15 protein-coding genes and 1 riboswitch are annotated in these 23168 nt (G+C 72.1%); of the genes, 9 read left to right on the top strand and 6 right to left on the bottom strand.

Annotated elements, in window-relative coordinates; genetic code table 11:
- The first annotated feature begins 207 nt into the window (after positions 1-207).
- Both C9F11_RS20610 and C9F11_RS20605 read left to right on the top strand, forming a co-directional pair.
- On the top strand, positions 208-945 hold the full coding sequence (locus C9F11_RS20610; protein ID WP_138966780.1) for an IclR family transcriptional regulator C-terminal domain-containing protein: 738 nt from the start codon (positions 208-210) through the stop codon (positions 943-945).
- 101 nt (positions 946-1046) lie between these two features.
- Positions 1047-1484, top strand: a complete 438-nt coding sequence (locus C9F11_RS20605) for an SsgA family sporulation/cell division regulator (protein WP_138960660.1) — start codon at positions 1047-1049, stop codon at positions 1482-1484.
- A gap of 155 nt (positions 1485-1639) precedes the next feature.
- On the opposite strand, the gene C9F11_RS20600 is transcribed toward C9F11_RS20605, so the two are convergent.
- On the bottom strand, positions 1640-3235 hold the full coding sequence (locus C9F11_RS20600; RefSeq protein ID WP_171075803.1) for a YibE/F family protein: 1596 nt from the start codon (positions 3233-3235) through the stop codon (positions 1640-1642).
- A gap of 71 nt (positions 3236-3306) precedes the next feature.
- Positions 3307-3452, top strand: a riboswitch (TPP riboswitch).
- Here C9F11_RS20600 and thiC point away from each other — a divergent pair.
- A complete protein-coding gene (thiC, locus tag C9F11_RS20595; protein WP_138960659.1) occupies positions 3445-5274 on the top strand; it encodes a phosphomethylpyrimidine synthase ThiC in 1830 nt (609 codons plus the stop codon). It overlaps the preceding riboswitch by 8 nt.
- A gap of 218 nt (positions 5275-5492) precedes the next feature.
- On the opposite strand, the gene C9F11_RS20590 is transcribed toward thiC, so the two are convergent.
- The 3 genes from C9F11_RS20590 to C9F11_RS20580 all read right to left on the bottom strand — a co-directional run bounded on the left by C9F11_RS20590 (position 5493) and on the right by C9F11_RS20580 (position 9279).
- Positions 5493-6371 carry a hypothetical protein gene (locus tag C9F11_RS20590; RefSeq protein ID WP_138960658.1) on the bottom strand — a complete coding sequence of 293 codons (879 nt, stop codon included), beginning with the start codon at positions 6369-6371 and terminating at the stop codon, positions 5493-5495.
- A gap of 204 nt (positions 6372-6575) precedes the next feature.
- On the bottom strand, positions 6576-7910 hold the full coding sequence (locus tag C9F11_RS20585; RefSeq protein WP_171075802.1) for a metallophosphoesterase: 1335 nt from the start codon (positions 7908-7910) through the stop codon (positions 6576-6578).
- 247 nt (positions 7911-8157) lie between these two features.
- Complete coding sequence (locus tag C9F11_RS20580) at positions 8158-9279, bottom strand: LacI family DNA-binding transcriptional regulator (RefSeq protein WP_030677002.1); 1122 nt, start codon at positions 9277-9279, stop codon at positions 8158-8160.
- Positions 9280-9728: 449 nt separating this feature from the next.
- Between C9F11_RS20580 and hisC the strand changes: the two genes are divergently transcribed.
- The 6 genes from hisC to C9F11_RS20545 all read left to right on the top strand — a co-directional run bounded on the left by hisC (position 9729) and on the right by C9F11_RS20545 (position 21084).
- The gene (gene hisC / locus C9F11_RS20575) at positions 9729-10808 is read left to right on the top strand and encodes a histidinol-phosphate transaminase (protein WP_138960656.1); all 1080 of its coding nucleotides are present in this window, start codon (positions 9729-9731) and stop codon (positions 10806-10808) included.
- 419 nt (positions 10809-11227) lie between these two features.
- Positions 11228-12769: a cytochrome ubiquinol oxidase subunit I gene (locus C9F11_RS20570; protein ID WP_138960655.1), complete on the top strand. Its 1542-nt coding sequence runs from the start codon at positions 11228-11230 to the stop codon at positions 12767-12769.
- 14 nt (positions 12770-12783) lie between these two features.
- Positions 12784-13803 carry a cytochrome d ubiquinol oxidase subunit II gene (gene cydB, locus C9F11_RS20565; RefSeq protein WP_138960654.1) on the top strand — a complete coding sequence of 340 codons (1020 nt, stop codon included), beginning with the start codon at positions 12784-12786 and terminating at the stop codon, positions 13801-13803.
- A gap of 78 nt (positions 13804-13881) precedes the next feature.
- Positions 13882-17610 (top strand): thiol reductant ABC exporter subunit CydD, encoded by a 3729-nt coding sequence (cydD, locus tag C9F11_RS20560; RefSeq protein ID WP_138960653.1) that lies wholly within the window; start codon positions 13882-13884, stop codon positions 17608-17610.
- A gap of 490 nt (positions 17611-18100) precedes the next feature.
- Positions 18101-19714, top strand: coding sequence for a GAF domain-containing protein (locus C9F11_RS20550; protein WP_249401804.1), 1614 nt, complete (start codon positions 18101-18103; stop codon positions 19712-19714).
- Between the two features lie 248 nt (positions 19715-19962).
- Complete coding sequence (locus tag C9F11_RS20545) at positions 19963-21084, top strand: M23 family metallopeptidase (RefSeq protein WP_138960652.1); 1122 nt, start codon at positions 19963-19965, stop codon at positions 21082-21084.
- A gap of 61 nt (positions 21085-21145) precedes the next feature.
- On the opposite strand, the gene C9F11_RS20540 is transcribed toward C9F11_RS20545, so the two are convergent.
- Complete coding sequence (locus C9F11_RS20540; protein ID WP_138960651.1) at positions 21146-22030, bottom strand: Cof-type HAD-IIB family hydrolase; 885 nt, start codon at positions 22028-22030, stop codon at positions 21146-21148.
- Positions 22031-22159: 129 nt separating this feature from the next.
- Positions 22160-23062 (bottom strand): LLM class flavin-dependent oxidoreductase, encoded by a 903-nt coding sequence (locus tag C9F11_RS20535; RefSeq protein WP_138960650.1) that lies wholly within the window; start codon positions 23060-23062, stop codon positions 22160-22162.
- Between the last annotated feature and the right edge of the window lie 106 nt (positions 23063-23168).

The following is a 23168-nucleotide window of genomic DNA, read 5'->3' as shown; positions in this document are numbered from 1 at the left end:
CACCGGGAGTGACCCATGGCCACGGTTGACGCCTCACCCCCACACTCCTCCCCTCATGCCAACACCCCTGCACGCGAAGCCACCTCGTGCGGGAAGGCCTCGACTCCCGCTCCGGCACCTGACGCTTCCGCCCCCGATGCTTCGGCGACCAGGGCGTCGGCGGAGTCGACTTCGCCGGATACCGGCCCAGCCGGCGTCGGCCCGACACTGATCGGCTCCGTGCAGCGGGCGATGCGTCTGCTGGAGGCCGCCGCGTCCCACCAGGACGGGGCGCCCGCGAAGCAGTTGGCCCGTGAGTCGGGGCTCGCGCTCCCGACGGCGTACCACCTGCTCAGAACGCTGACGCACGAAGGCTATCTGCGCCGGGAGCACGGGGTGTTCGTGCTCGGCGAGGCGGCGGAGCGGCTGGGGGCCAGCGCGGCGCAGCAGAACCGGCGCTCCATGATCGGGGACGTCCTGGCGCACTGGCGCGATGCCATCGGCGTGCCGGTGTACTTCGCCATCTATCGCGACGGCGAGATCGAGGTCGTCTCGATCGCCGACACCTCGGGCAATCCGGCCGTCGAGGAGTGGGCGGACTTCCGGGAGACCGGTCACGCGCACGCGATCGGGCAGTGCCTGCTGGCGCAGCTCGACGACGAGGCGCGGCGCGAGCACCTCGACCGCTACCCGGTACGGTCGCTCACGCCGAACACGGTGCGTGACGAACGGACTTTACTGCGCAGGCTGGACGCGCTGGGACGAATGGCACCGGTGGTGGAGCACCAGGAGTACGCGCTGGGGACGGTCTGCGCCGCGATCCCGATCACTGTGGGGACCACGGCGGCCACGATGGCCATCTCCGTGCCGTCGGGTCAGGCTGACCGGCTGATGCCCGCGGCGCGCATCCTGCAGGGCGAGCTCGGAAAGCTACTAAGGACACTCGCCTTCTCTATCAGCATCTGAAAACTCACTCCTTGTGATCTGGTGTGCACGTTGAGCAAGATGACACGAGTGTCAGGGAGTTGGTTCCTGGCCACGGAAGGCTACTGACGGGGTAGGCGGCGATGCGAGAGTCGGTCCAGGCAGAGGTCATGATGAGCTTCCTTGTGTCGGAGGATCTCTCGTTCCGGATCCCGGTGGAGCTGCGCTACGAGACGTGTGATCCCTACGCGGTGCGGCTGACCTTCCACCTGCCCGGTGACGCCCCGGTGACCTGGGCCTTCGGGCGGGAGTTGCTGGTGGACGGCGTGGGCAGGGCCTGCGGCGACGGAGACGTGCACATCGCGCCCACCGGACACGACGAGCTCGACGAGGCGGTCATCAGGCTGCAAGTGGGAGGCGACCAGGCCCTGTTCAGGGTGGGGATCGCGCCGCTGCTCGCCTTCCTCGACCGGACGGACAAGCTGGTGCCGCTGGGCCAGGAGCGGACGCTGGCCGACTTCGACACGCATCTCGACGAGGCGCTGCACCGCATCCTTGCGGAGGAGCAGAGCGCGGGCTGAGCACCGCCCGGCGCACGGGGCGCGAGGCGTGATGGCGGATTGGTGCTTTTCACGGGGAGTGACCGGACGCGGTGAGTAGCCGCAGGGCGGTCAGTGACCGGAGGGAAGGGTGGGGACTGGAGGGGAGGGTGAGGAACCGGTCGGCGAGGGGGAGTTCAGGGTTTTCGGCGGCGGCCCGTGCCGCCACGGGTGAGGCGTGGCCGGGCCGGAGAGGCGCCCGTACGGGGCGAGGCGACACTGGCGGGCCCCGTAGGCCCCACAGGCCCCGGCCCGGCCGTTCCCCCAGGCACACCTGGCCCACCGGGCCCACCGGAGCCGTCAGGCCCACCAGGCCCACCAGGCCCACCGGGCCCCGCCGGTCCGCCCGGCCCCCCAGGCCCCGCCGGATGTGAGGAGCCCACCGCGGCGCCCGGAGCCGCGCCCGGAGCCGCGCCCGGGACGGCCGGGACCGGGACGGCTGCGCCCGGCCGGTCGGCGGAGACGACCAGGGCGGCGAGCGCGGTGGTGACGGGGACGGAGGCGACGAGGCCGATCGAGCCGATCAGGGTGCGGACGACCTCCTCGGCGACCAACTCGCTGTTGGCGACGGTGCCCACGCTGCTCTGGGCGATGGAGAAGAGCAGCAGAAGGGGGAGAGCGGCGCCCGCGTAGGCGAGGACCAGGGTGTTCACGACCGACGCGATGTGGTCGCGGCCGATGCGGATGCCCGCGCGGTACAGACCGCGCCAGCCCATCGTCGGGTTGGCCTGGTGCAGCTCCCAGACCGCGGAGGTCTGGGTGACGGTGACGTCGTCGAGCACGCCGAGGGAGCCGATGATGACGCCCGCGAGCAGCAGGCCGCTCATGTCGATGGACGGGTAGAGGCCGTGGATCAGGCCGGTGTTGTCGTCCGTGTTGCCGGTCAGGGAGGCCCAGCCGATGAAGAGCGAGCCGAGTAGGCCGATGAGGAGGAGGGAGATCAGGGTGCCGAGCACCGCCACCGATGTGCGCGCGGTCAGGCCGTGGCACATATAGAGCGCGATCAGCATGATGGCGCTGGCCCCGACGATCGCGACGACCAGGGGGTTCGAGCCCTGGAGGATCGCGGGCAGGATGAAGAAGGTCAGGATCAGGAAGCTCACCGCGAGGGCGACCAGGGCCATGACGCCGCGCAGCCGTCCCACCACGACGACGGCCAGCGCGAAGATGCCCGCGAGCAGGGCCATCGGGACCTTGCGGTTCACGTCGGCGATCGAATACTGCAGGCCCTTGGGCGCCTTGGGCTCGTAGGCGACCACCACTCCCTGGCCCAGCTTCAGCTGCCGGGGGGAGTCGGGCTGGACGATCTCCGTGAAGGTGTAGCCCTTGTCCGGGCCGCTGGTCACCTTGATCGTGGCCTTCTTGCAGGTGCCCTCGGAGCGCGACTGCGCGGACCGGCCCTCGGGGGTGGAGGTGTCGCCGTTGGGCGGGGTCTGGGAGGCGTTCACGTCCTCGCAGGGGAGCGTGTCCATCTTCGCCACGGTGGCCGACTGGGTCTGCCGGTCGAAGCCGACGCCGGTGCGCTCGTGGTCGGGGGTGCCGCCGGGCCAGAGCATCACGAGGCCGACGAGGACGGCCGTGGCGAAGGGGATCAGCACGGCGGCGATGACCTTGCGCAGATGCCGGGAGACGGGCGCGGCGGGGCCGTGGCTGTGCGCATGTCCGTGCCCGTGCCCGTGCCCGTGCGGACCGGGCGGGGGCGGCGGCGGTGTGGGGGGCTCTGTGGTGGTCACGGCCCGATCATCGCAAGAACGGAGGGGGCCCTCTGTTCACCGCGCCCGATATGACGCTAGCGTGGAGGCACCTTTGCACACGCGGGAGCTCGGAGCACCGGGCTGAGAGGGCGCTGACCTCCGTACGAACGGGAATCGGACCGTACGGAAGCCGCTGCGTCGACCGCCGAACCTGTTACCGGGTAATGCCGGCGTAGGGAGTAGGTCTCATGACCACATCGGACACACGCACGCCTGCCTCCATGCAGCCCGAAAGCGGACAGGCCGCGCCCAGCGGTCAGACCGCGCCCAGCGGGCAGGACGCTTCGGAGGTCGGGAAGTCCACCGGCTGGCACAAGGCGTACATCGAGGGCTCGCGCCCCGATCTGCGCGTGCCGGTCCGCCAGGTGCACCTCACCAACGGCAAGGCCGTGACCCTGTACGACACATCGGGTCCGTACACGGACCCGGAGATCGACACCGACGTACGCCGGGGGCTCACCCCCCTGCGGGAGAACTGGATCATCGGCCGCGGCGACACGGAGGAGTACGCGGGCCGCCCGGTCCGGCCCGAGGACGACGGCGTCAAGCACACCTCGCCGCGCGGCGGCCTGCGCAACCTCGACGCGGTCTTCCCCGGCCGCCCGCGCCAGCCGCGCCGCGCCCGCGCCGGGCAGGCGGTGACCCAGCTCGCGTACGCGCGCCGCGGGGAGATCACGCCGGAGATGGAGTACGTGGCCATCCGGGAGAGCATGGCGCCCGAGGTCGTCCGCGACGAGATCGCGGCGGGCCGCGCGGTGCTCCCGGCCAACGTGAACCACCCGGAGATCGAGCCGATGATCATCGGCAAGAAGTTCCTGGTCAAGGTCAACGCCAACATCGGCAACTCCGCGGTCACCTCCTCCATCGAGGAGGAGGTCGACAAGATGACGTGGGCGACCCAGTGGGGCGCCGACACGGTCATGGACCTGTCCACCGGCCGCAACATCCACACGACCCGCGAGTGGGTCCTGCGCAACTCCCCCGTGCCCATCGGCACCGTGCCGCTCTACCAGGCCCTGGAGAAGGTCGACGGCAAGGCCGAGGAGCTGACCTGGGAGATCTACAAGGACACGGTCATCGAGCAGGCCGAGCAGGGCGTGGACTACATGACGGTGCACGCGGGCGTCCGCCTGCCGTACGTCCCGCTCACCGCGAACCGCAAGACGGGCATCGTCTCGCGCGGCGGATCGATCATGGCGGCCTGGTGCCTCGCGCACCACAAGGAGAGCTTCCTCTACGAGCACTTCGAGGAGCTCTGCGAGATCCTCGCGGCGTACGACGTCACGTACTCGCTCGGGGACGGCCTGCGGCCCGGCTCCATCGCGGACGCCAACGACCGCGCGCAGTTCGCCGAGCTGGAGACCCTGGGCGAGCTGAACAAGATCGCCAAGGCGCATGACGTGCAGACGATGATCGAGGGCCCGGGCCACGTCCCGATGCACAAGATCAAGGAGAACATCGACCTCCAGCAGGAGATCTGCGAGGAGGCGCCGTTCTACACGCTCGGCCCGCTGACCACCGACATCGCGCCCGCGTACGACCACATCACCTCCGGCATCGGCGCCGCGATGATCGGCTGGTGGGGCACGGCGATGCTCTGCTACGTCACGCCGAAGGAGCACCTCGGCCTGCCCAACCGCGACGACGTGAAGACCGGCGTCATCACGTACAAGATCGCGGCGCACGCGGCGGACCTCGCCAAGGGGCACCCGGGCGCGCAGGACTGGGACGACGCGCTGTCGGACGCGCGCTTCGAATTCCGCTGGGAGGACCAGTTCAACCTGGCCCTCGACCCGGTGACGGCCCGTGAGTTCCACGACGAGACGCTGCCCGCGGAGCCCGCGAAGACGGCGCACTTCTGCTCGATGTGCGGGCCGAAGTTCTGCTCGATGAAGATCTCCCAGGACATCCGCAGGGAGCACGGGAGCTCGCAGGCCGAGATCGAGCAGGGGATGGCGGAGAAGTCCGCGGAGTTCGCGGCGGCGGGGAACCGGGTCTATCTGCCCGTCGCCGACTGAGCCGGCCGACCTGGGCCGGTGGCCGCACGGCGGTGTCCGTCCCGCGGAGGCGTCCGTGCCGCGTACGGGCAGGGCGGAGCGGCCTCCTGGCGCGCCGGGGCGGGGGCCCGGCGCGTCGGTCCCGTGCGGGGACCGGTGCCCGTCCGGAGTGGCCCCGTCGCCGGGCGGCGACCGGGCCGCTCCCGTCGCCTGTCGGCGACCGGATGACGTCCGTCGGGTCAATCGGGCCGGTGCTCGGGACCGCCGTAGTCCGGGCTGGAGAAGTCCGGGCTGGAGTAGCTCGGCCGGGTGCCCGTGGTGGAACCGCTCTCGGGACTGCTGAAACCCGGCCTGTGATAGCCGAGTTGCGGCATGCGCCCGGTCGGTCCCGCCGACGGCGGCCGGGGTGCGGGCGGTCCGCCCGGGTCCGCGAGTGCCTCCCGCAGGAACGGCAGGATGCCGCGCTCCAGGAGGGCCCGGCTCCAGGCTTCCCTGGCCCGTTCCACCTCCGCGTTCCGCTCGTCGTGCGAGCCTGCCTGGAGGGAGGTGGAGCCGTTGCGCAGGGCGGTCAGGAGCAGGCCGACCGCGGCGACCAGAATGGCGCCCGCAGTGAGCGCGCCGAACAGCCACCCGGCGGTGAGCAGGGTGTCCGCGAAGGCGGGCTCGGGGTTGAGCATCTTCAGGATGTAGCCGACGAGGAGGAAGATCGCGGCGGCCGCTCCGGCGAGGACCGGTGCGAGAACCGCGATCACGGCGACCGCTCCGGCACCGGCGGTCTCGGTGACCTCGCCCATCGTGGCGAGGCCGACGCCGCCGGGACTGGATTCGGCCGGGGTGGAGCCGGAACCGCTCCCTTCACGGATCGATCGTGGCGTGGAGCGTCCGGAGTTCCGCAGATCCTCACGGACCTTCACATATTGGCGGTATTCGGTCGCTGCCGCGGCCGTGATCAGTGCGGTGGCGTTGAGAGCCATCGTGCGCAGCTGCTCGGGGTTGAGTCGCTGGCCCACCGCGGCCAGCTCCGGGCGGTTCGGTGCGGTGCGCAGCGCCTCATCGAGGATCCGCGCGTACTCGGGGCGGTCCTCATTGAGCAGGTGTGGAGCGCTGTTCATGTGCATCCCCCGATGCTCCGTAGGGCTTGGGGCTCGCAGGATCACGAGCCGTCGGGCAGAAACGGAGGGGAGCCTGCTACGGATAGAGCGATGGTAGAGCCGTGACGGCACGCGGTGACAGGGGGTTTCCAGAATTGGCCTGCTGGCCAGCGAGATCCTGTATCGACATGCCGTAGCGACGTGTTTACTCGTGCCTTGCCCGGTGAACGCTCAGTTAGCCAGCGGCAACTGGCAGACCAGTAGCTTTCCGGCCATGGTCACTCCGCCGTCCATGGCGATGGCCAGGCCGTCGGCGTAGACGTGCGGGCCTTCGATCACCGGGCGGCCGTCGTCGTCCCCGTCGTACTCGGAGCCGACCTCGCCCAGGAGGTACGGGATGGGGCTGTGGCCGTGGACGATGCGGCTGCCGCCGTAGACGTCGAGGAGTTCGCGTACGGCGGCCGGCCCGGAGTCGTCGCGGAAGGCGAAGCGCTTGGTGAACTTGCGGAAGAGGTCCCAGTATTCGTCCGCGTCGTTGCGCGTGAGCGCCTCGCGGATGGTGTCGTTGACCTCTTCGATCGAGTCGCCGTAGTCGAGGTACGCGGTGGTGTCGGAGTGCACGAGCAGATGCCCGTCCGCCTCCTCGATGGCGTCGAGGCGGGCCATCCACTGGAGGTGGTGGTCCTCCAGGCGCTCCATGTCGGTCTTCTGCCCGCCGTTCAGGAGCCAGGCGGCCTGGAACGTGGCGGTGCCCGCGCCGGAGTTGACCGGGGTGTCGCCGAAGCGCTTGGCGCCGATGAGCAGCAGCTCGTGGTTGCCCATGAGCGCCTTGCAGTAGCCGCCCGCGGCGGCGGCCTCGGCGGACAGGCGCATCACGAGGTCGATGACGCCGATGCCGTCGGGCCCGCGGTCGGTGAAGTCACCGAGGAACCACAGCCGGGTGTTGCCCGCGCACCAGGTGAGGTCGGCGTCGATGAGCCCCTCCGCCTGGAGCGCCCCGACCAGCTCGTCCAGATAGCCGTGGACGTCGCCCACGACGTAGAGCGGGCCGAGCTCGTCCGTGCTGGGCGCGGGCGGCGGCTCGGGCATCTCGCGCACCTCGACCTGCACGGTGTCCCCGCGGTTGATGACGGGAAGGTCGCGCTCGGTCGGGGTGTAGCCGTCGGGCAGGCCGCCAGCGGCGCCGGGGTGGGCCGGGGCGGACATGGCCTCCGGCGGGACCGCGGGGGCCTGCGCGGCCATGGGGTGTCCCAGCTGGTTGGGAGCGTGCGCGTGGCGCCCGGGGCCCGGCTGGACGGGAACGCGGGGCGGGACGGCGCCCGGCGCCCCGGAGGGGGCCTCAGGGGCGTGCGGGGCGTGTCCGGCGTGGAACTGCCCCTGGGCGGGGCCGGGGCCCCGGCCTGCGGCGGGGGCCGGAGCGGACTGCTCCTGTTCGGCGGCCTGGTCGCCGCGTTCGGCAGCCTGGATGCCGGTCTCGCGGACGCCCTCGTACACGTACGCGGGAACGCGGAAGTCGCGCAGCGTCGCCGTCCGCACCTCGGGTCCCTGACCGGCCCCCTGAGTCATCGACCCCTCCACCACCATTGCGCCGCATCTGCACCGTGATCGGACTGCCTGGTCGCAGCGGCCCGCGGTGTCGTCCGCCCATCATAGGAATGCGGCTGTCGCTGTGTGGTGCACCAGGGGTGGTGAATCGATGGGGAGACCCAGTTCACCACGGTTTTCTCCCGAATTGGCCCGAGCTTTCCCCGCAGGCCACGGGCCCGGGATGGTGACCCCGGGCCCCTGGTCGGGCGGTCGGGAGCGCGGGGAGTCAGCCGTGGCCGGGGGCGCGGGGCGGACTGACGGTTGTGCGCGGGGGGCGTCGCTCGGACGAGGTGCGCACGATCAGCTCGGTCGGTATCACCTGCTCGACGGGACGGCCGGTGTCCAGGCCCTCGATGGCGTCGATGAGCAGCTGGACCACGGCGGTGCCGATGCGGCGCGGCTTCAGCGAGAGCGTGGTGATGGGCGGCTCGGTGGTGGCGTACACGGTCGACTCGCTGCAGCACACGAGCAGCAGGTCGTCCGGTACGCGCAGGCCGTAGCGGCGGGCCGCGGCGAGCAGGTCGGTGCCGTTCGGGTCGAACAGGCCGTAGACGGCGTCGGGCCGGTCCGGCCGGGCGAGCAGCCGGTCGGCGGCGACGGCGCCCGCGCACGGGTCGTGGGCGGGGTAGGACTCGTACACCGGGTCCTGGCCGACGCGCTCGCACCAGCGCAGATAGGCGGTGGTGGACAGATGGGTGTACGTGTCCGTGGTGGTGCCGGTGAGCAGGCCGATGCGGCGGGCACCGGCCGCGGCGAGGTGTTCGAGGATCTCCAGGACCGCGGCCTCGTGGTCGTTGTCGACCCAGGCCGTGACCGGCAGGGAGCCGGCCGGGCGGCCGTCGGAGACCACCGGAAGGCCCTGCCGGACCAGCTCGCTGACCACGGGGTCGTGGTCGGAGGGGTCGACGACGACGGTGCCGTCGAGCGCCACGTTCGACCAGACGTCGACGGGGCTGCGGCGCGAGGTCGCGGGCAGGATGACCAGGGCGTAGCCCCGGGCGAGGGCGGCGGATGTGGCGGCTCTCGCCATTTCCGCGAAGTACGCGAACTCGGTGAAGGTGAAAGGTTCATCCCCGTACGTCGTCACGGTCAGGCCGATGAGGCCCGACTTGCCGGTACGGAGTGTTCGGGCGGCCGCCGACGGGCGATAGCCGAGGCGGTCGGCGACCTCGCGGACATGGCGTCGAGTGGCATCGGGCAATCGCCCTTTGCCGTTGAGCGCGTCGGAGACCGTCGTGATGGAGACACCGGCTGCGGCGGCGACGTCTCTGATGCCGGCTCGGCTCTGCCGGTTGCCCCGGCGGGCGGTCTCCGCTCGGCTCACCTGGTGCTTCCCTGCTGCTGTCATGGCGAGCCGATAGTAGGGCTCATGGGGGTGGGTAGTGCGGGCGCATATTCACCCGTTGACAGGCACGATTCTGCATGGTGATTTTCCCTCAATGACCTTAGATTGCAAGGGAGTTGGCCCCCTCGTCCAGCATCGTCCCCTTGTCGTCGCGTGGGGGCCTGCCAAATGAGCGAGGTCTCGAAGAGGTCTCAACTCACCTTCACGGGTGATGCGCGCCACGGAGTGAGCCACCGGCGCGCGCTTCTGCCAGGGGCGCCCCCTGAGATCACGCGCGGCGGGCGTGAGCCGGGCCGCGCCCCCGGCTCGGGCCGGAGGGGCCCCGGATGCCCGTGGGGCGGGCCGCCGGGACGGCATACGCGCTGATTGGGGCCGCCAGGGCATTCGCAGCGGCCGCGAATCCTCATAAGGTGAGAATCATTGAAGGCCGGATGATCACGAGGAGGACCGCGGTGAGCGAGACGAGCCCGAGGCTGCGCGCCGAGTTGGAGGGTATTCCCACCTACAAGCCGGGCAAGCCCGCCGCGGCCGAGGGCCGACAGGCGTACAAGCTGTCCTCGAACGAGAACCCCTACCCGCCGCTGCCGGGCGTGCTCGAGACCGCGATGGAGACCGTGCGGGCCTTCAACCGGTACCCGGACATGGCCTGCACGGGGCTGATGAGCGAGCTGGCCGACCGCTTCGGGGTGCCCGTGTCGCACGTCGCGACGGGCACCGGCTCCGTCGGCGTCGCCCAGCAGCTGATCCAGGCGACGTCGGGCCCGGGCGACGAGGTGATCTACGCCTGGCGGTCCTTCGAGGCGTACCCGATCATCACGCAGATCAGCGGGGCCACGTCGGTGCGGGTGCCGCTGACCTCCGGGGAGGTGCACGACCTCGACGCGATGGCGGCGGCCATCACCGAGCGCACGCGTCTGATCTTCGTCTGCAACCCCAACAACCCGACCGGCACCGCGGTCCGCAAGGCCGAGCTGGAGCGGTTCCTCGACCGGGTGCCGAGCGACATCCTGGTGGTGCTCGACGAGGCCTACCGGGAGTTCGTCAGGGATCCGGAGGTCCCGGACGGCATCGAGCTCTACCGCGACCGGCCGAACGTCTGTGTCCTGCGGACCTTCTCCAAGGCGTACGGCCTCGCGGGCCTGCGCGTCGGCTTCGCGATCGCGCACGAGCCGGTGGCGGCCGCGCTGCGCAAGACGGCGGTGCCCTTCGGGGTCAGCCAGCTCGCCCAGGACGCGGCGGTGGCCTCGCTGCGGGCCGAGGACGAACTGCTCGGCCGGGTCGGCGTGCTGGTCGGCGAGCGCGCGCGGGTCCTGGAGGGGCTGCGGACGCAGGGCTGGACGGTGCCCGACACCCAGGCGAACTTCGTGTGGCTGCGGACCGGTGAGCGGACCGTGGACTTCGCCGGGGTGTGCGAGCAGGCCGGCGTCACCGTGCGGCCGTTCCCCGGCGAGGGCGTCCGCATCACGATCGGTGAGGTGGAGGCCAACGACATCTTCCTGAAGGTGGCGGAGGAGTTCCGCAAGGAGCTCTAGGCATTCGGCCGGATCTGCTCGGTCCGGCCCTGACGCCCCGCGTGGACCGTTGTGTCCGCGCGGGGCGTTCTTGTTGCGGCCGGGAGCCGCTCGGGCGCTCGGGAAGCAGCATTTCCGCAGGTCACAGCAGGAGTGCCCGCTTGGGGCTACGCAGCCTCACGAAGGCCGCGACAGGGCAGAACGGCCGCCATGCGGCCCCTGCTGACCGCCGCGCCAGGGCCGAACGGCCCCACCCGCGACCGCGTCGCCTACCCCGTTCCTTGCGGTAACGGGACCCCCCTTTCAAGCCTCGACAGTCCGTACGACATAATGCTTGTGAATGTGAACGCGTTCACAAGCGTGTCCCACTTGCTCCGCACTTGTCTATGACATAAGGGGCAAACTGCCGCTATGACGACGGCACGTAAGGAGAAGTCGACGTGGACCTGGCTCTAGCGCCGGAAACCCTGGCGCGATGGCAGTTCGGCATCACCACCGTCTACCACTTCCTCTTCGTCCCCCTGACGATCTCCCTGGCCGCCCTCACGGCGATCCTTGAGACGGCCTGGGTGCGGACGGGCAAGGAGCACTACCTCAGAGCGACCAAGTTCTGGGGCAAGCTGTTCCTGATCAACATCGCTATGGGTGTCGTCACCGGCATCGTGCAGGAGTTCCAGTTCGGCATGAACTGGTCCGACTACTCACGGTTCGTCGGGGACGTCTTCGGCGCTCCGCTCGCCTTCGAGGCCCTGATCGCCTTCTTCTTCGAGTCGACCTTCATCGGCCTGTGGATCTTCGGCTGGGACAAGCTCCCGAAGAAGCTGCACTGCGCGACGATCTGGATGGTGTCGATCGGCACGATCCTGTCGGCGTACTTCATCATCGCCGCGAACGCCTTTATGCAGCACCCGGTGGGCTACAAGATCAGCGAGCGCGACGGCAAGAAGCGCGCCGAGCTCACCGACTTCGCCAAGGTGCTGTTCCAGGAGACGACGCTCGTCAACTTCTTCCACGTCATCGCGGCGACCATCCTGGTCGGCGGCGCCTTCGTGACCGGCATCGCCATCTTCCACCTGCGCAAGAAGCGGCACGTCCGCACGATGCGGATGTCGCTGCGGCTCGGCCTGGTCACCGCGTTCGTCGGCACCCTGCTCACCCTTATCAGCGCCGACACCCTCGGCAAGGTCATGTACGAGCAGCAGCCGATGAAGATGTCGGCCGCCGAGGCCCTGTGGGAGTCGGAGAAGCCCGCGCCGTTCTCGCTGTTCGCCTACGGAGACGTGGCCAAGGGCCACAACGATGTCGCCATAGAGATCCCCGGGGTCCTCTCCTTCCTCGCCAAGAACAACTTCAGCGCGGAGATCCCCGGCATCAACGACCTCAACAAGGAGGCGCAGGAGAAGTTCGGCCCCGGTGACTACCGGCCCAACATCCCCACCGCCTACTGGTCCTACCGCTGGATGATCGGCTTCGGCGGGGTCTCCATGGCCCTGTGCACTGCCGGACTCTGGCTCACCAGGCGCAAGGTCTGGCTCGCCCCGGAGCACCGCACGGGCGACGAGGAGGTGCCGAAGCTGATGCTCACCAAGAACAAGGAGCTGGCGCCGAAGCTCGGCATCTGGTGGTGGCGCCTGTCGCAGTGGACGCTGATCTTCCCGCTCATCGGCACCGCCTGGGGCTGGATCTTCACCGAGACGGGCCGGCAGCCCTGGGTCGTCTACGGCGTCCTGAAGACCGAGGACGCGGTCTCCCCCGGTGTCTCGCAGGGTGAGGTGCTCACCTCGCTGATCGTCTTCACGCTGATCTACGCGATCCTCGCCGTCGTCGAGGTCAAGCTGCTGCTCAAGTACGTGCGCAAGGGCCCGCCCGAGCTCACCGACGCCGACCTCAACCCGCCCACCAAGATCGGCGGTCCGCCCGGTGGCGGCACCGGCACGGACGCCGACGCCGACGCCGACCGGCCCATGGCCTTCTCGTACTAAGGAGCTGGGCGCACATGGAACTGCACGACGTCTGGTTCGTCCTGATCGCCGTCCTGTGGATCGGCTACTTCTTCCTCGAAGGCTTCGACTTCGGGGTCGGGGTCCTCACCAAGCTGCTCGCCCGTGACCGGACCGAGAAGCGGGTGCTCATCAACACCATCGGCCCGGTCTGGGACGGCAACGAGGTGTGGCTGCTCTCGGCGGGCGGCGCGACCTTCGCCGCCTTCCCCGAGTGGTACGCGACGCTCTTCTCCGGCTTCTATCTGCCGCTGCTGTTGATCCTGCTCTGCCTGATCGTGCGCGGGGTCGCCTTCGAGTACCGGGCGAAGCGCCCCGAGGAGCGCTGGCAGACCAACTGGGAGCACGCGATCTTCTGGACCTCGCTCATCCCGGCGTTCCTGTGGGGTGTGGCCTTCGGCAACATCGTGCGCGGCGTGAAGATCGACGCGCAGAAGGAGTACGTGGGCAACGTCTGGGACCTGCTCAACCCGTACGCGATCCTCGGCGGCCTGGTCACGCTGACGCTCTTCACCTTCCACGGCACGGTGTTCACCGCGCTCAAGACGGTGGGCGACATCCGGATGCGGGCCCGCAAGCTCGCGGTCGTACTCGGACTCGTGACGGCGGCGCTCGCGCTCGGCTTCCTCATCTGGACCCAGCTGGACCATGGCGACGGCAAGAGCCTGGCCGCGATGCTCGTCGCCGTCGTGGCCCTCGTGGCCGCCATCGGGGCGATCCAACTCGGCCGTGAAGGCTGGTCATTCGCCCTGTCCGGCGTCACGATCGTCGCCGCCGTCGCGATGCTCTTCCTGACCCTCTTCCCGAACGTCATGCCGTCGTCGCTGAACGAGGACTGGAGCCTCACGGTCACCAATGCCTCGTCGACGCCCTACACCCTGAAGATCATGACCTGGTGCGCGGGCATCGCGACGCCTGTCGTGCTGCTCTACCAGTCGTGGACGTACTGGGTGTTCCGCAAGCGCATCGGTACCCAGCACATTGCCCCCGACCTTCCGGTCGGCGGCGCCCACTAATCCGCGCCACTGGTCCACGACCGCGTTCGCCGCGGCAACTGGCCCTGCTTCCCCGGTCCTTGGGAGGGTGTGTTTCACGTGAAACCAATCGACCCGCGCCTGCTCCGGTACGCCCGTGCCACCCGCTTCTTCCTGGCCGCGGTGGTGGTTCTCGGCCTCGCCGGGGCGGGGCTCGTCGTGGCCCAGGCGATGCTCATCGCCGAGATCGTGGTGGGCTCCTTCCAGCGCGGGCTTGCGGTGGGCGAGTTGCGCACCCCGATCCTGCTGCTCACGGCGGTGGCCGTGGGCCGGGGGATCGTGGCCTGGCTGACCGAACTCGCCGCGCACCGGGCCAGCGCGGCGGTCAAGTCGGAGCTGCGGCGTCGGCTCGTCGAGCGGGCCGGGGCGCTGGGACCCGGGTGGCTGACAGGGCAGCGGACGGGGTCGCTGATCAATCTGGCCACCCGGGGCGTGGACGCGCTCGACGACTACTTCTCGCGCTATCTGCCGCAGCTGGGACTCGCGGTGGTGGTCCCGGTGGCGGTGCTCGCGCGCGTCGTCACCGAGGACTGGGTGTCGGCGGCGATCATCACCGGCACGCTGCCGCTGATCCCGGTCTTCATGATCCTGATCGGCTGGGCGACCCAGGCCCGGATGGACCGCCAGTGGCGGCTCCTCTCGCGCCTTTCGGGTCACTTCCTCGATGTGGTGGCGGGCCTGCCGACCCTCAAGGTGTTCGGCCGTGCCAAGGCGCAGGCCGAGGCGATCCGCAAGATCACCGGGGAGTACCGGCGGGCGACCATGCGGACGCTGCGCATCGCGTTCCTGTCGTCGTTCGCCCTGGAGCTGCTCGCCACCATCTCCGTGGCCCTGGTGGCGGTCACCATCGGCATGCGGCTCGTGCACGGCGACATGGCGCTGTACGACGGCCTGGTCATCCTGATCCTCGCGCCCGAGGCCTACTTGCCGCTGCGGCAGGTCGGCGCGCGGTACCACGCGGCGGCGGAGGGGCTCGCCGCGGCGGAGGAGATCTTCGAGGTCCTGGAGACGCCCGTTCCGCCCGGGGGGAGCGCGCCGGTGCCCGCGGGCCCGCTGAGCGTGGAGGGCCTGGCCGTCCGCTACCCGGGCCGGGCGGCGGACGCCGTCAGCGGGGTCTCGTTCACCGTCGGGCGCGGGGAGACCGTTGCCCTGGTCGGGCCCAGCGGCTGCGGCAAGTCGACCCTGCTGAACGTACTGCTCGGTTTCGTCGAGCCCTCCGCGGGGCGGGTGCGCGTCGGTGACGCGGACCTGGCGGACGTGTCCCTGGAGCGGTGGCGGGAGCAGGTGGCGTGGGTGCCGCAGCGGCCGCATCTGTTCGCGGGGTCCATCGCCGAGAACGTACGGCTCGCGCGGCCGGACGCGGAGGACGGGGCGGTGCGGGAGGCCCTGCGCGCGGCCGGGGCGCTGGAGTTCGTGGACGCCCTGCCGCTGGGGGCAAGGACCGCCCTCGGTGAGGACGGGGCAGGGCTCTCCGCCGGGCAGCGGCAGCGGGTCGCGCTGGCGCGGGCGTTCCTCGCTGACCGGCCCGTGGTGCTGCTCGACGAGCCGACCGCCGCCCTGGACGGGGCGACCGAGGCAGGGGTCGTCGAGGCCGTGCGGCGGCTGGCCGTGGGGCGGACCGTGGTGCTGGTCGTGCACCGGCCCGCGCTACTGGCCGTCGCGGACCGGGTGGTCCGGGTGGGGGCCGCCGAAACGGCGGGCTCGCGGGGGGCGTTGCGCTCGCCTGGGATGTCCACCGGGCCGGTGGACCACTACGGGGAGCACGCTGTCGCTCTCGACGGGGGCCGTGCGGTGCTCGGGGAGCGGTCGGGCTCGGGGGAGCCGGGTGAGCCGGGTGAGCCGGGTGAGTCGGATTCGGGGGCGCGGGCGCGGGAATCGGGCGCGTGGGATTCGGGGGCGCGAGAGCCGGGCTCGCGGGATCCGGGGACGCGGGATCCGGGGACGCGGGAATCGGGCGCGCGGGAGTCGGGTGCGTGGGAGTCGGGTGCGTGGGAGGAGACCCGTCCGAAGGGCGGTGTCCTCGCGCGGGTGCGGGCCGTGGCGCGTCCCCGCAGGGGGCGGCTGAGCCTCGCCCTGCTGCTCGGCAGCCTCGCGCTGGGCTGCGCCGTGGGCCTCATGGCCACCTCCGGCTGGCTGATCTCGCGGGCCTCGGAGCAGCCGCCCGTGATGTACCTGATGATCGCCGTCACGGCGACCCGCGCCTTCGGCATCGGGCGGGCCTGCTTCCGCTACGCCGAGCGCCTGGTGTCGCACGACGCGGTGCTGCGGATGCTGGCCGACATGCGGGTCACCGTGTTCCGGCGCCTCGAACGCCTCGCCCCCGCGGGGCTGCGCGGCACGCGCCGCGGTGATCTGCTGTCCCGGCTCGTCGCCGACGTGGACGCGCTCCAGGACTACTGGCTGCGCTGGCTGCTGCCCGCCGGCGCCGCCGCGGTCGTGAGCGTCGGCGCGGTCGGCTTCACGGCCTGGCTGCTGCCGGAGGCGGGCGCGGTGCTCGCCGTCGGCCTGTTGGTCGCCGGGGTCGGGGTGCCGCTGGTCAGCGGTGCCGTGGCCCGCCGCGCGGAGCGGAAGCTGGCCCCCGCGCGCGGGGTGCTCGCCACCCGTGTGGCCGATCTGCTCACGGGGACGGCCGAGTTGACGGTCGCGGGCGCGCTGCGGCGCCGTACCGCGCACGTTCAGGACGCCGACGCCGAGCTGACCCGGATCGCGTCCCGGACGGCGAGCGCCACCGCGCTCGGCGACGGGCTCGGCGCGCTCGCGACGGGCCTCACCGTGGCCGCCGCGGCGGTCGTCGGCGTCCAGGGCGTGCACGACGGACGGCTCGGCGGCATCGCGCTCGCCGTGGTCGTCCTGACGCCGCTCGCCGCGTTCGAGGCCGTGATGGGGCTGCCGCTGGCCGTGCAGTACCGCCAGCGCGTCAGGAAGAGCGCCGAGCGGGTCTACGAGGTCCTGGACGCGCCCGACCCGCTGCCGGACCCCCGCCCGGCGTCCTCGGCCGCTCCCGGGACCGGGGAGCCCCGGGCGCCGCGCTCGCCCTTCCCGCTGCGCCTCGACGGTCTGCGGGCCCGCTACGAGGGGCAGGAGCGGGACGCGCTCGCGGGCGTGTCCCTGGCCCTCGAACGCGGCCGCCGCGTCGCCGTCGTCGGCCCCTCCGGCTCGGGCAAGACCACGCTCGCCCACGTCCTGCTGCGCTTCCTGGGCGCGTACGAGGGGACGTACGCCCTCGGTGACACCGACACCTCCCGGCTCGACGGTGACGACGTGCGGCGCCTGGTCGGCCTGTGCGCGCAGGACGCGCACGTCTTCGACAGCTCCGTGCGCGAGAACCTGCTGCTCGCCCGCAGGGACGCGAGCGACGACGAGCTGTACGGGGCCCTGGCGCGCGCCCGGCTCGACGGCTGGGTGCGGTCCCTGCCGGACGGCCTGGACACGCTCGTCGGCGAGCACGGGGCCCGCCTCTCCGGAGGCCAACGACAGCGGCTCGCGCTGGCCCGCGCGCTCCTCGCGGACTTTCCCGTCCTCGTCCTCGACGAGCCCGCCGAACACCTCGACCTGCCGACGGCCGACGCCCTCACCGCCGATCTGCTCGCGGCCACCGAGGGGCGGACGACGCTGCTCATCACGCACCGTCTCGCCGGACTGGACATAGTTGACGAGGTGATCGTGCTGGAGGCCGGTCACGTCGTGCAGCGCGGCGCGTACGAGGAGCTGGTGGCCGTCGAGGGGCCGCTGCGGCGGATGCGGGAGCGCGAGGCGGCGGCGGACCTGCTGACGCACGCGGTCGGCTGACGTCATGGCGCCGGGGCTGGGGCCGGGGCTGGGGCTGGGGGTGAGGCCGGGGCCGGGGCTTGGGCTGGGCCCTGGGGCGGCGTGGCGGCCGACGGCGGCGCCGCCTCGGCGTGCCACGGCAAAACGGACTAACTACGCTCAAGGCATGTCCGTCCCCCCGGCCTCCGCCGCGCCGCCGCCTTCCGAAGGCGCGTCGGCCCCGGCAGGCGCGTCCGGGGGCGGGACGGGGCCGTCCAGGGGCGCTGGCGGCGCGTCGGGTGCCCTCGGCCCGCCTGGAGCGTCGGGCTCACCGGGGGTGTCGGGCTCACCCGGCCCCGCTGAACTGTCCGGCTCCTCGGGCCCACCCGGCCCCACTGGTCAGGCTGACCCCACCAGCCCCGCCAGTCCACCCGGCCCCACCGACCCGGCCGAGGCCGTCGCGCGGGCCAGTCGCAGTCTTCAGGGGCTCTCCACGGAGCTCACCGCGCGCGTACCGCAGCTCCTGGAGGCGATGCGGTCCGTCGGCGCGGGGCTGGAGCTGCACACGACCCTGAACCGCATCTGCGAGACCGCGGCCAAGCTGACGAACGCCCGCTACGCCGCGATCGGCGTCGTGGCCGAGGACGGCGAGGGGCTCGCGGACTTCGTCTCCTTCGGCATCGACGAGGCCACCGCCGAGCGCATCGGCCACCTGCCCGACGGCCACCGCGGACTGCTCGGCGCGCTCATCCACCAGCCCGAGACGCTGTGCCTCGCCGACCTCTCCGCCGACCCGCGCTCCTGCGGCTTCCCCGCCCACCACCCGCCGATGCGCACCTTCCTGGGGGTGCCGATCCGCGTCCAGGGCGAGATCTTCGGGAACCTGTACCTCACGGAGAAGCGCACCCCGGCGGCCCCCGGGGAGGCCGCCGAGTTCAACGACTACGACATGCACATGGTGCGGGTGCTCGCCACGGAGGCGGGCATCGCGATCGGCAACGCCCGCCTGTACGAGGCCGCCAAGCAGCGCGAGCGGTGGATCGACGGCTCCGTGGCGGTCACCACGGCGCTGCTCTCGGGCTCCGACGCGGAGGACGCCCTCGCGGTCGTCGCGGAGCAGGCCCGGCACCTCGCGGACTCGGCGGCGGGGATCGTGCTGCTCCCGGACGACGAGGGCGGCATGGAGATCGTCGCCGTCTCCTCGGACGAGCCCAACGGGGCGCTCGGCGTCACCGTCCCCCCGGAGAGCCGCATCATCGCCGACCTCCTCGACGGGCAGGCGGTGTTCATCGACGACGCGGCGACCGACCCGCGCATCATGACGGACCTCGCGCGCGGGTACGGGCCCGTGATGATGCTGCCCCTCCAGAGCGACGGCCGGGTCCTGGGGACCCTCGTCACCCCACGCGCGCGTGGGGGACGGCCGTTCACCGAGGTGGAGCGGACGCTCGCCACCCAGTTCGCCTCGCAGGCCGCGCTCGCCCTGATGATGGCCGAGGCGCAGCGCGACCGGGAGCGGCTCGCGGTGTACGAGGACCGCGACCGCATCGCCCGGGACCTGCACGACCTGGTCATCCAGCGGCTCTTCGCCACCGGGATGATGCTGGAGAGCGCCCAGCGCAGGTCCGTGGTGCCCGAGGTGATCAGGGGCGTCGGCAAGGCCGTCGACGAGCTGGACGTGACCATCCAGGAGATCCGCACCGCGATCTTCGCGCTCCAGCAGGGGCCCGCCGAGGCGCCTTCGGGGCTGCGGACCCGGGTCCTGCGCGAGATCAACATGGCGGCCGTGCCGCTCGGTTTCAAGCCTTCGCACCGCTTCCTGGGGCCCGTCGACACGGTCGTCGGCGAGCTCACCGGCAAGAACCTCATCGCGGCCCTGCGAGAGGCCCTGTCGAACGCGTTCCGGCACGCGGGCGCCGACCGCATCGACGTCGTCGTCGACGCCACCCACGTGCTGCCCGACGGCCGCCAGGGCGTGCGCCTGACAGTGGCCGACGACGGTGTGGGCATCACCGAGGGCGGTCGCCGCAGCGGCCTGAAGAACCTCAAGCGGCGGGCCGAGTCCCTGGGCGGCTCCAGCTGGTACGGGCCGGGCATCGGTGAGGACGGCGGCGGCACGACGGTGGTGTGGCAGGCGCCGCACTGAAGCCCGGCCCGCGCCCGGCCGCTGACTGGCACTCAGACGCGTACGCCTCCCCGGTTGTCCGACGCTCGGTGCGTGCGCCTCCCCCGCGTCCGGCGCTCGGCGCGTACGCCCCGACGGCCGTTCGGCGCTCAGACGCTTACGAGCGGCCGCTGATCGGCGGTACGGGGGTGCGCCGTACGGGTCACCCGGTCCCCCGCGCGTACGAGTCCGCAGGGCAGCACGCGCGCGTGGGGGCAACGATCCGAGTCATGTGTGCCCGTCCGAGCCGCCCGAGCCGTCTCCGTACCCGCCGCCCGCGGCGCCTGGTCGCCGTGCCGGTCCTGCTGTGCGCGCTCCTCGCCCTGGGCACGCCACCGCCCGCGGCCGCCGGCGAGGCCGACGGGCCCGGCGCCATGGACGGCCACGGCGGGTCGGGCACCAGTGCCGAGGTGGCCCGCCTCTACGAGGACGCGGCGAAGGCCACCGAGCGCTACGAGGGGGAGCGGCGCGCCGCCGAGGTCCAGCGCGGCCGCGTCAGGAAGCTCGACCGGCTGCTCGCCGAGGAGCGCTACCAGGTCGCCGTCCTGCACGACGACCTCGGCCGGATGGCCAGCGCCCAGTACCGCACCGGCGGTGGTCTGCCGCTCACCGCGCGGCTGCTGCTCGCGGACAGCCCCGACGAACTGCTGCGCGGCAGGCGCGCCCTGGGCCAGGCGGACCTCGCCGTCACCAACGCCGTCGCCAAGACCCAGCGGGCCGCCGCCCGGCTCACGACCGCCAGGCGGTCGGCGGAGCGGGCGCGCGGCGTCCTCGACCGGCGCACGGCACGCCTCGCACGCCTCAAACGGGACATCGAGACGAAGCTGGAGTCGGCGCGCTGGACGCTCCAGGGAGAGGCCGACGCGTCCGTAGCGGCCGGTCAGTGCCGGGGCGCCGTCCGCCTGGAGCAGCCGGAAGCGGCCTCTACGCGCGCGTGGGTGACGCCCGTGGAGACGTACGAGCTGTCCGCGGGCTTCGACAGCGCGGGCGAGCGGTGGGCGCGGCGGCACACGGGACAGGACTTCGCCGTCGACATCGGCGCCCCGGTGCGGGCGGTGGGCGCGGGGCGGGTGGTGCGGGTCGCCTGCGGCGGGGGCTTCGGCATCGAGGTCGTGGTGCGCCACCGGGACGGCTACTACACGCAGTACGCGCACCTGGCGGCCGTGACCGTCGACCAGGGGGACGCGGTCCGCGCCGGGCAGTGGGTCGGGCAGGCGGGCACGACCGGCAACTCGACCGGTCCGCACCTGCACTTCGAGGCCCGCCTCACGCCGGACCTGGGCTCGGGAGTGGACCCGGTGAAGTGGCTGGCCGAGCGCGGGGTGAACCTGGAATCGGCCTCTACGGGGTGATCGTTCCGCTGCGCTGATCGTCCCTAGAGGTGGATCGGCCTCTCCTGGCGCACCGGCCCGGTCAACCGGCCTCTACGGAGAGGCGGTCCGCCAGGATGCGTTCGATGACGACGGCCACGCCGTCCTCGTTGTTGGCGACCGTGCGGCCCGACGCTGCGGCGATCACGTCGGGATGGGCGTTGCCCATCGCGTATGACACTCCGGCCCAGGAGAGCATCTCCACGTCGTTCGGCATGTCTCCGAAGGCCACGACCTCGTCGGGAGAGATGCCGCGCTCGGCGCAGCACAGCGCGAGGGTGCCCGCCTTGGTGACGCCGGGGGCGCTGATCTCCAGGAGGGCGGTCGGGCTGGAGCGGGTGATCTCGGCGCGGTCGCCCGCGGCCTCGCGCGCGAGGGCCAGGAAGTCGTCCGGCGCCATCTCGGGGTGGTGGGCGAGCAGCTTGAGGATGGGCTCGTCCGCGCAGGCGGCGTCCGCCACGAGGAGCTTCTCGGCGGGCGCCACGCTGCCCGCGGGGTCCATGCGCAGCGGCGGGTAGTGCGGCTCGTGGTGCACCCCGCCGGTCCGGTCGACGGCGAAGGACGTGCCCGGGGCGGCGGCGCGGAGCAGCTCGACGACCTCCAGGGCGTTCTGCGCGCTCAGGCCCCGCACCTTGGTGAAGCGGTGTGCGCCGGGGCCGCCGTGCAGATCGACGACCGCCGCGCCGTTGGCGCAGATCGCCAGGCCGTGGCCGTGAACGTGGTCGGCGACCACGTTCATCCAGCGCGCGGGGCGCCCGGTCACGAAGAAGACCTCGATCCCCGCGGTCTCGGCGGCGGCGAGCGCGGCGACCGTGCGCTCGGACACGGACTTGTCGTCGCGCAGCAGCGTGCCGTCCAGGTCCGTGGCGATCAGCCGGGGCGGGACGGAGGGGGCCGGGGTCCGGGGCCGGGCGGTAGCTGAGGTCACGTAGCTGATTGTCCCGCATATGCGCGCACGGGTGTGTGGCGGGGCGCACATGTGAGTACAACGCGCCCCCGCACGCCCCGTCCGTACCCCGGGCTACGGCGGACGAGCCCCCGCCGCTCCCGCTGTCGGCTACAGCTGTGCCAGCGCCTCCGTCGCGATGCGCTCGAAGACCTTCTGGTCCGCGGCGAAGTCCGTGCCGGGCAGCGGCCAGTGCAGCACGATCTCGTCGAAGCCGAGCGCGGCGTGCTTGCCCGCGAACTCCACGAAGGCGTCGAAGGACTCCAGCGGCCGGTCCGGCGTGAAGCCGGTGAGCAGGATCTTGTGCAGCTCGCCGGGGTCGCGGCCGGTCTGCTCGCAGGCGGCGCCGAGGCGGTCGACCTGGCCGCGGATGGCCTCCAGGGACTCCTCGGGGGTGCCCGTGGCGAAGATCTTCGGGTCGCCGGTGGTCACCCACGCCTGGCCGTACCGGGCGGCGAGCCTCAGGCCGCGCGGCCCCGTCGCGGCCACCGCGAACGGCAGCCGGGGGCGCTGCACACAGCCCGGGATGTTCCGCGCCTCGTGCGCCGCGTAGTGCTCGCCCTCGTAGGTCACGGCGTCTTCAGTGAGCAGCCGGTCGAGCAGCGGCAGGAACTCTCCGAAGTGGTCCGCGCGTTCACGGGGTGTCCAGGGCTCCTCGTCGGCGCGGCGCAGCGCGGTGGCGTCGAAGCCGTTGCCGCCCGCGCCGATGCCGAGGGTGATCCGTCCGTTCGACACGTCGTCCAGCGTGATCAGTTCCTTGGCGAGCGTGACCGGGTGCCGGAAGTTGGGCGAGGTCACGAGCGTGCCCAGACGGATGCGCTCGGTGGCGGCCGCGGCGGCGGTCAGCGTGGGCACCGCGCCGAACCACGGGCCGTCGCGGAAGGTCCGCCAGGACAGGTGGTCGTAGGTGTACGCGGTGTGGAAGCCCAGCTCCTCGGCGCGCTGCCAGCGCTCCCTGCCGTCCTCGTGCCAGCGGGTCACGGGCAGGATCACGGTGCTCAGACGCAGACTCATGTGATCGAGCCTACGGCGGCCCCCAGCGGGCCCTACCCCGCCCGCCGGACGCCCGCGCGGGCCCGGTCACGGCCGCTGCCAGGCACTTCGCCCCGTGCCCGGGACG

Source organism: Streptomyces sp. YIM 121038 (assembly GCF_006088715.1).
In the GTDB taxonomy this organism is placed as follows: domain Bacteria; phylum Actinomycetota; class Actinomycetes; order Streptomycetales; family Streptomycetaceae; genus Streptomyces.
The sequence above is the reverse complement of the archived record's forward strand: the minus strand, read 5'-3'. Positions and strand labels throughout refer to the sequence as shown.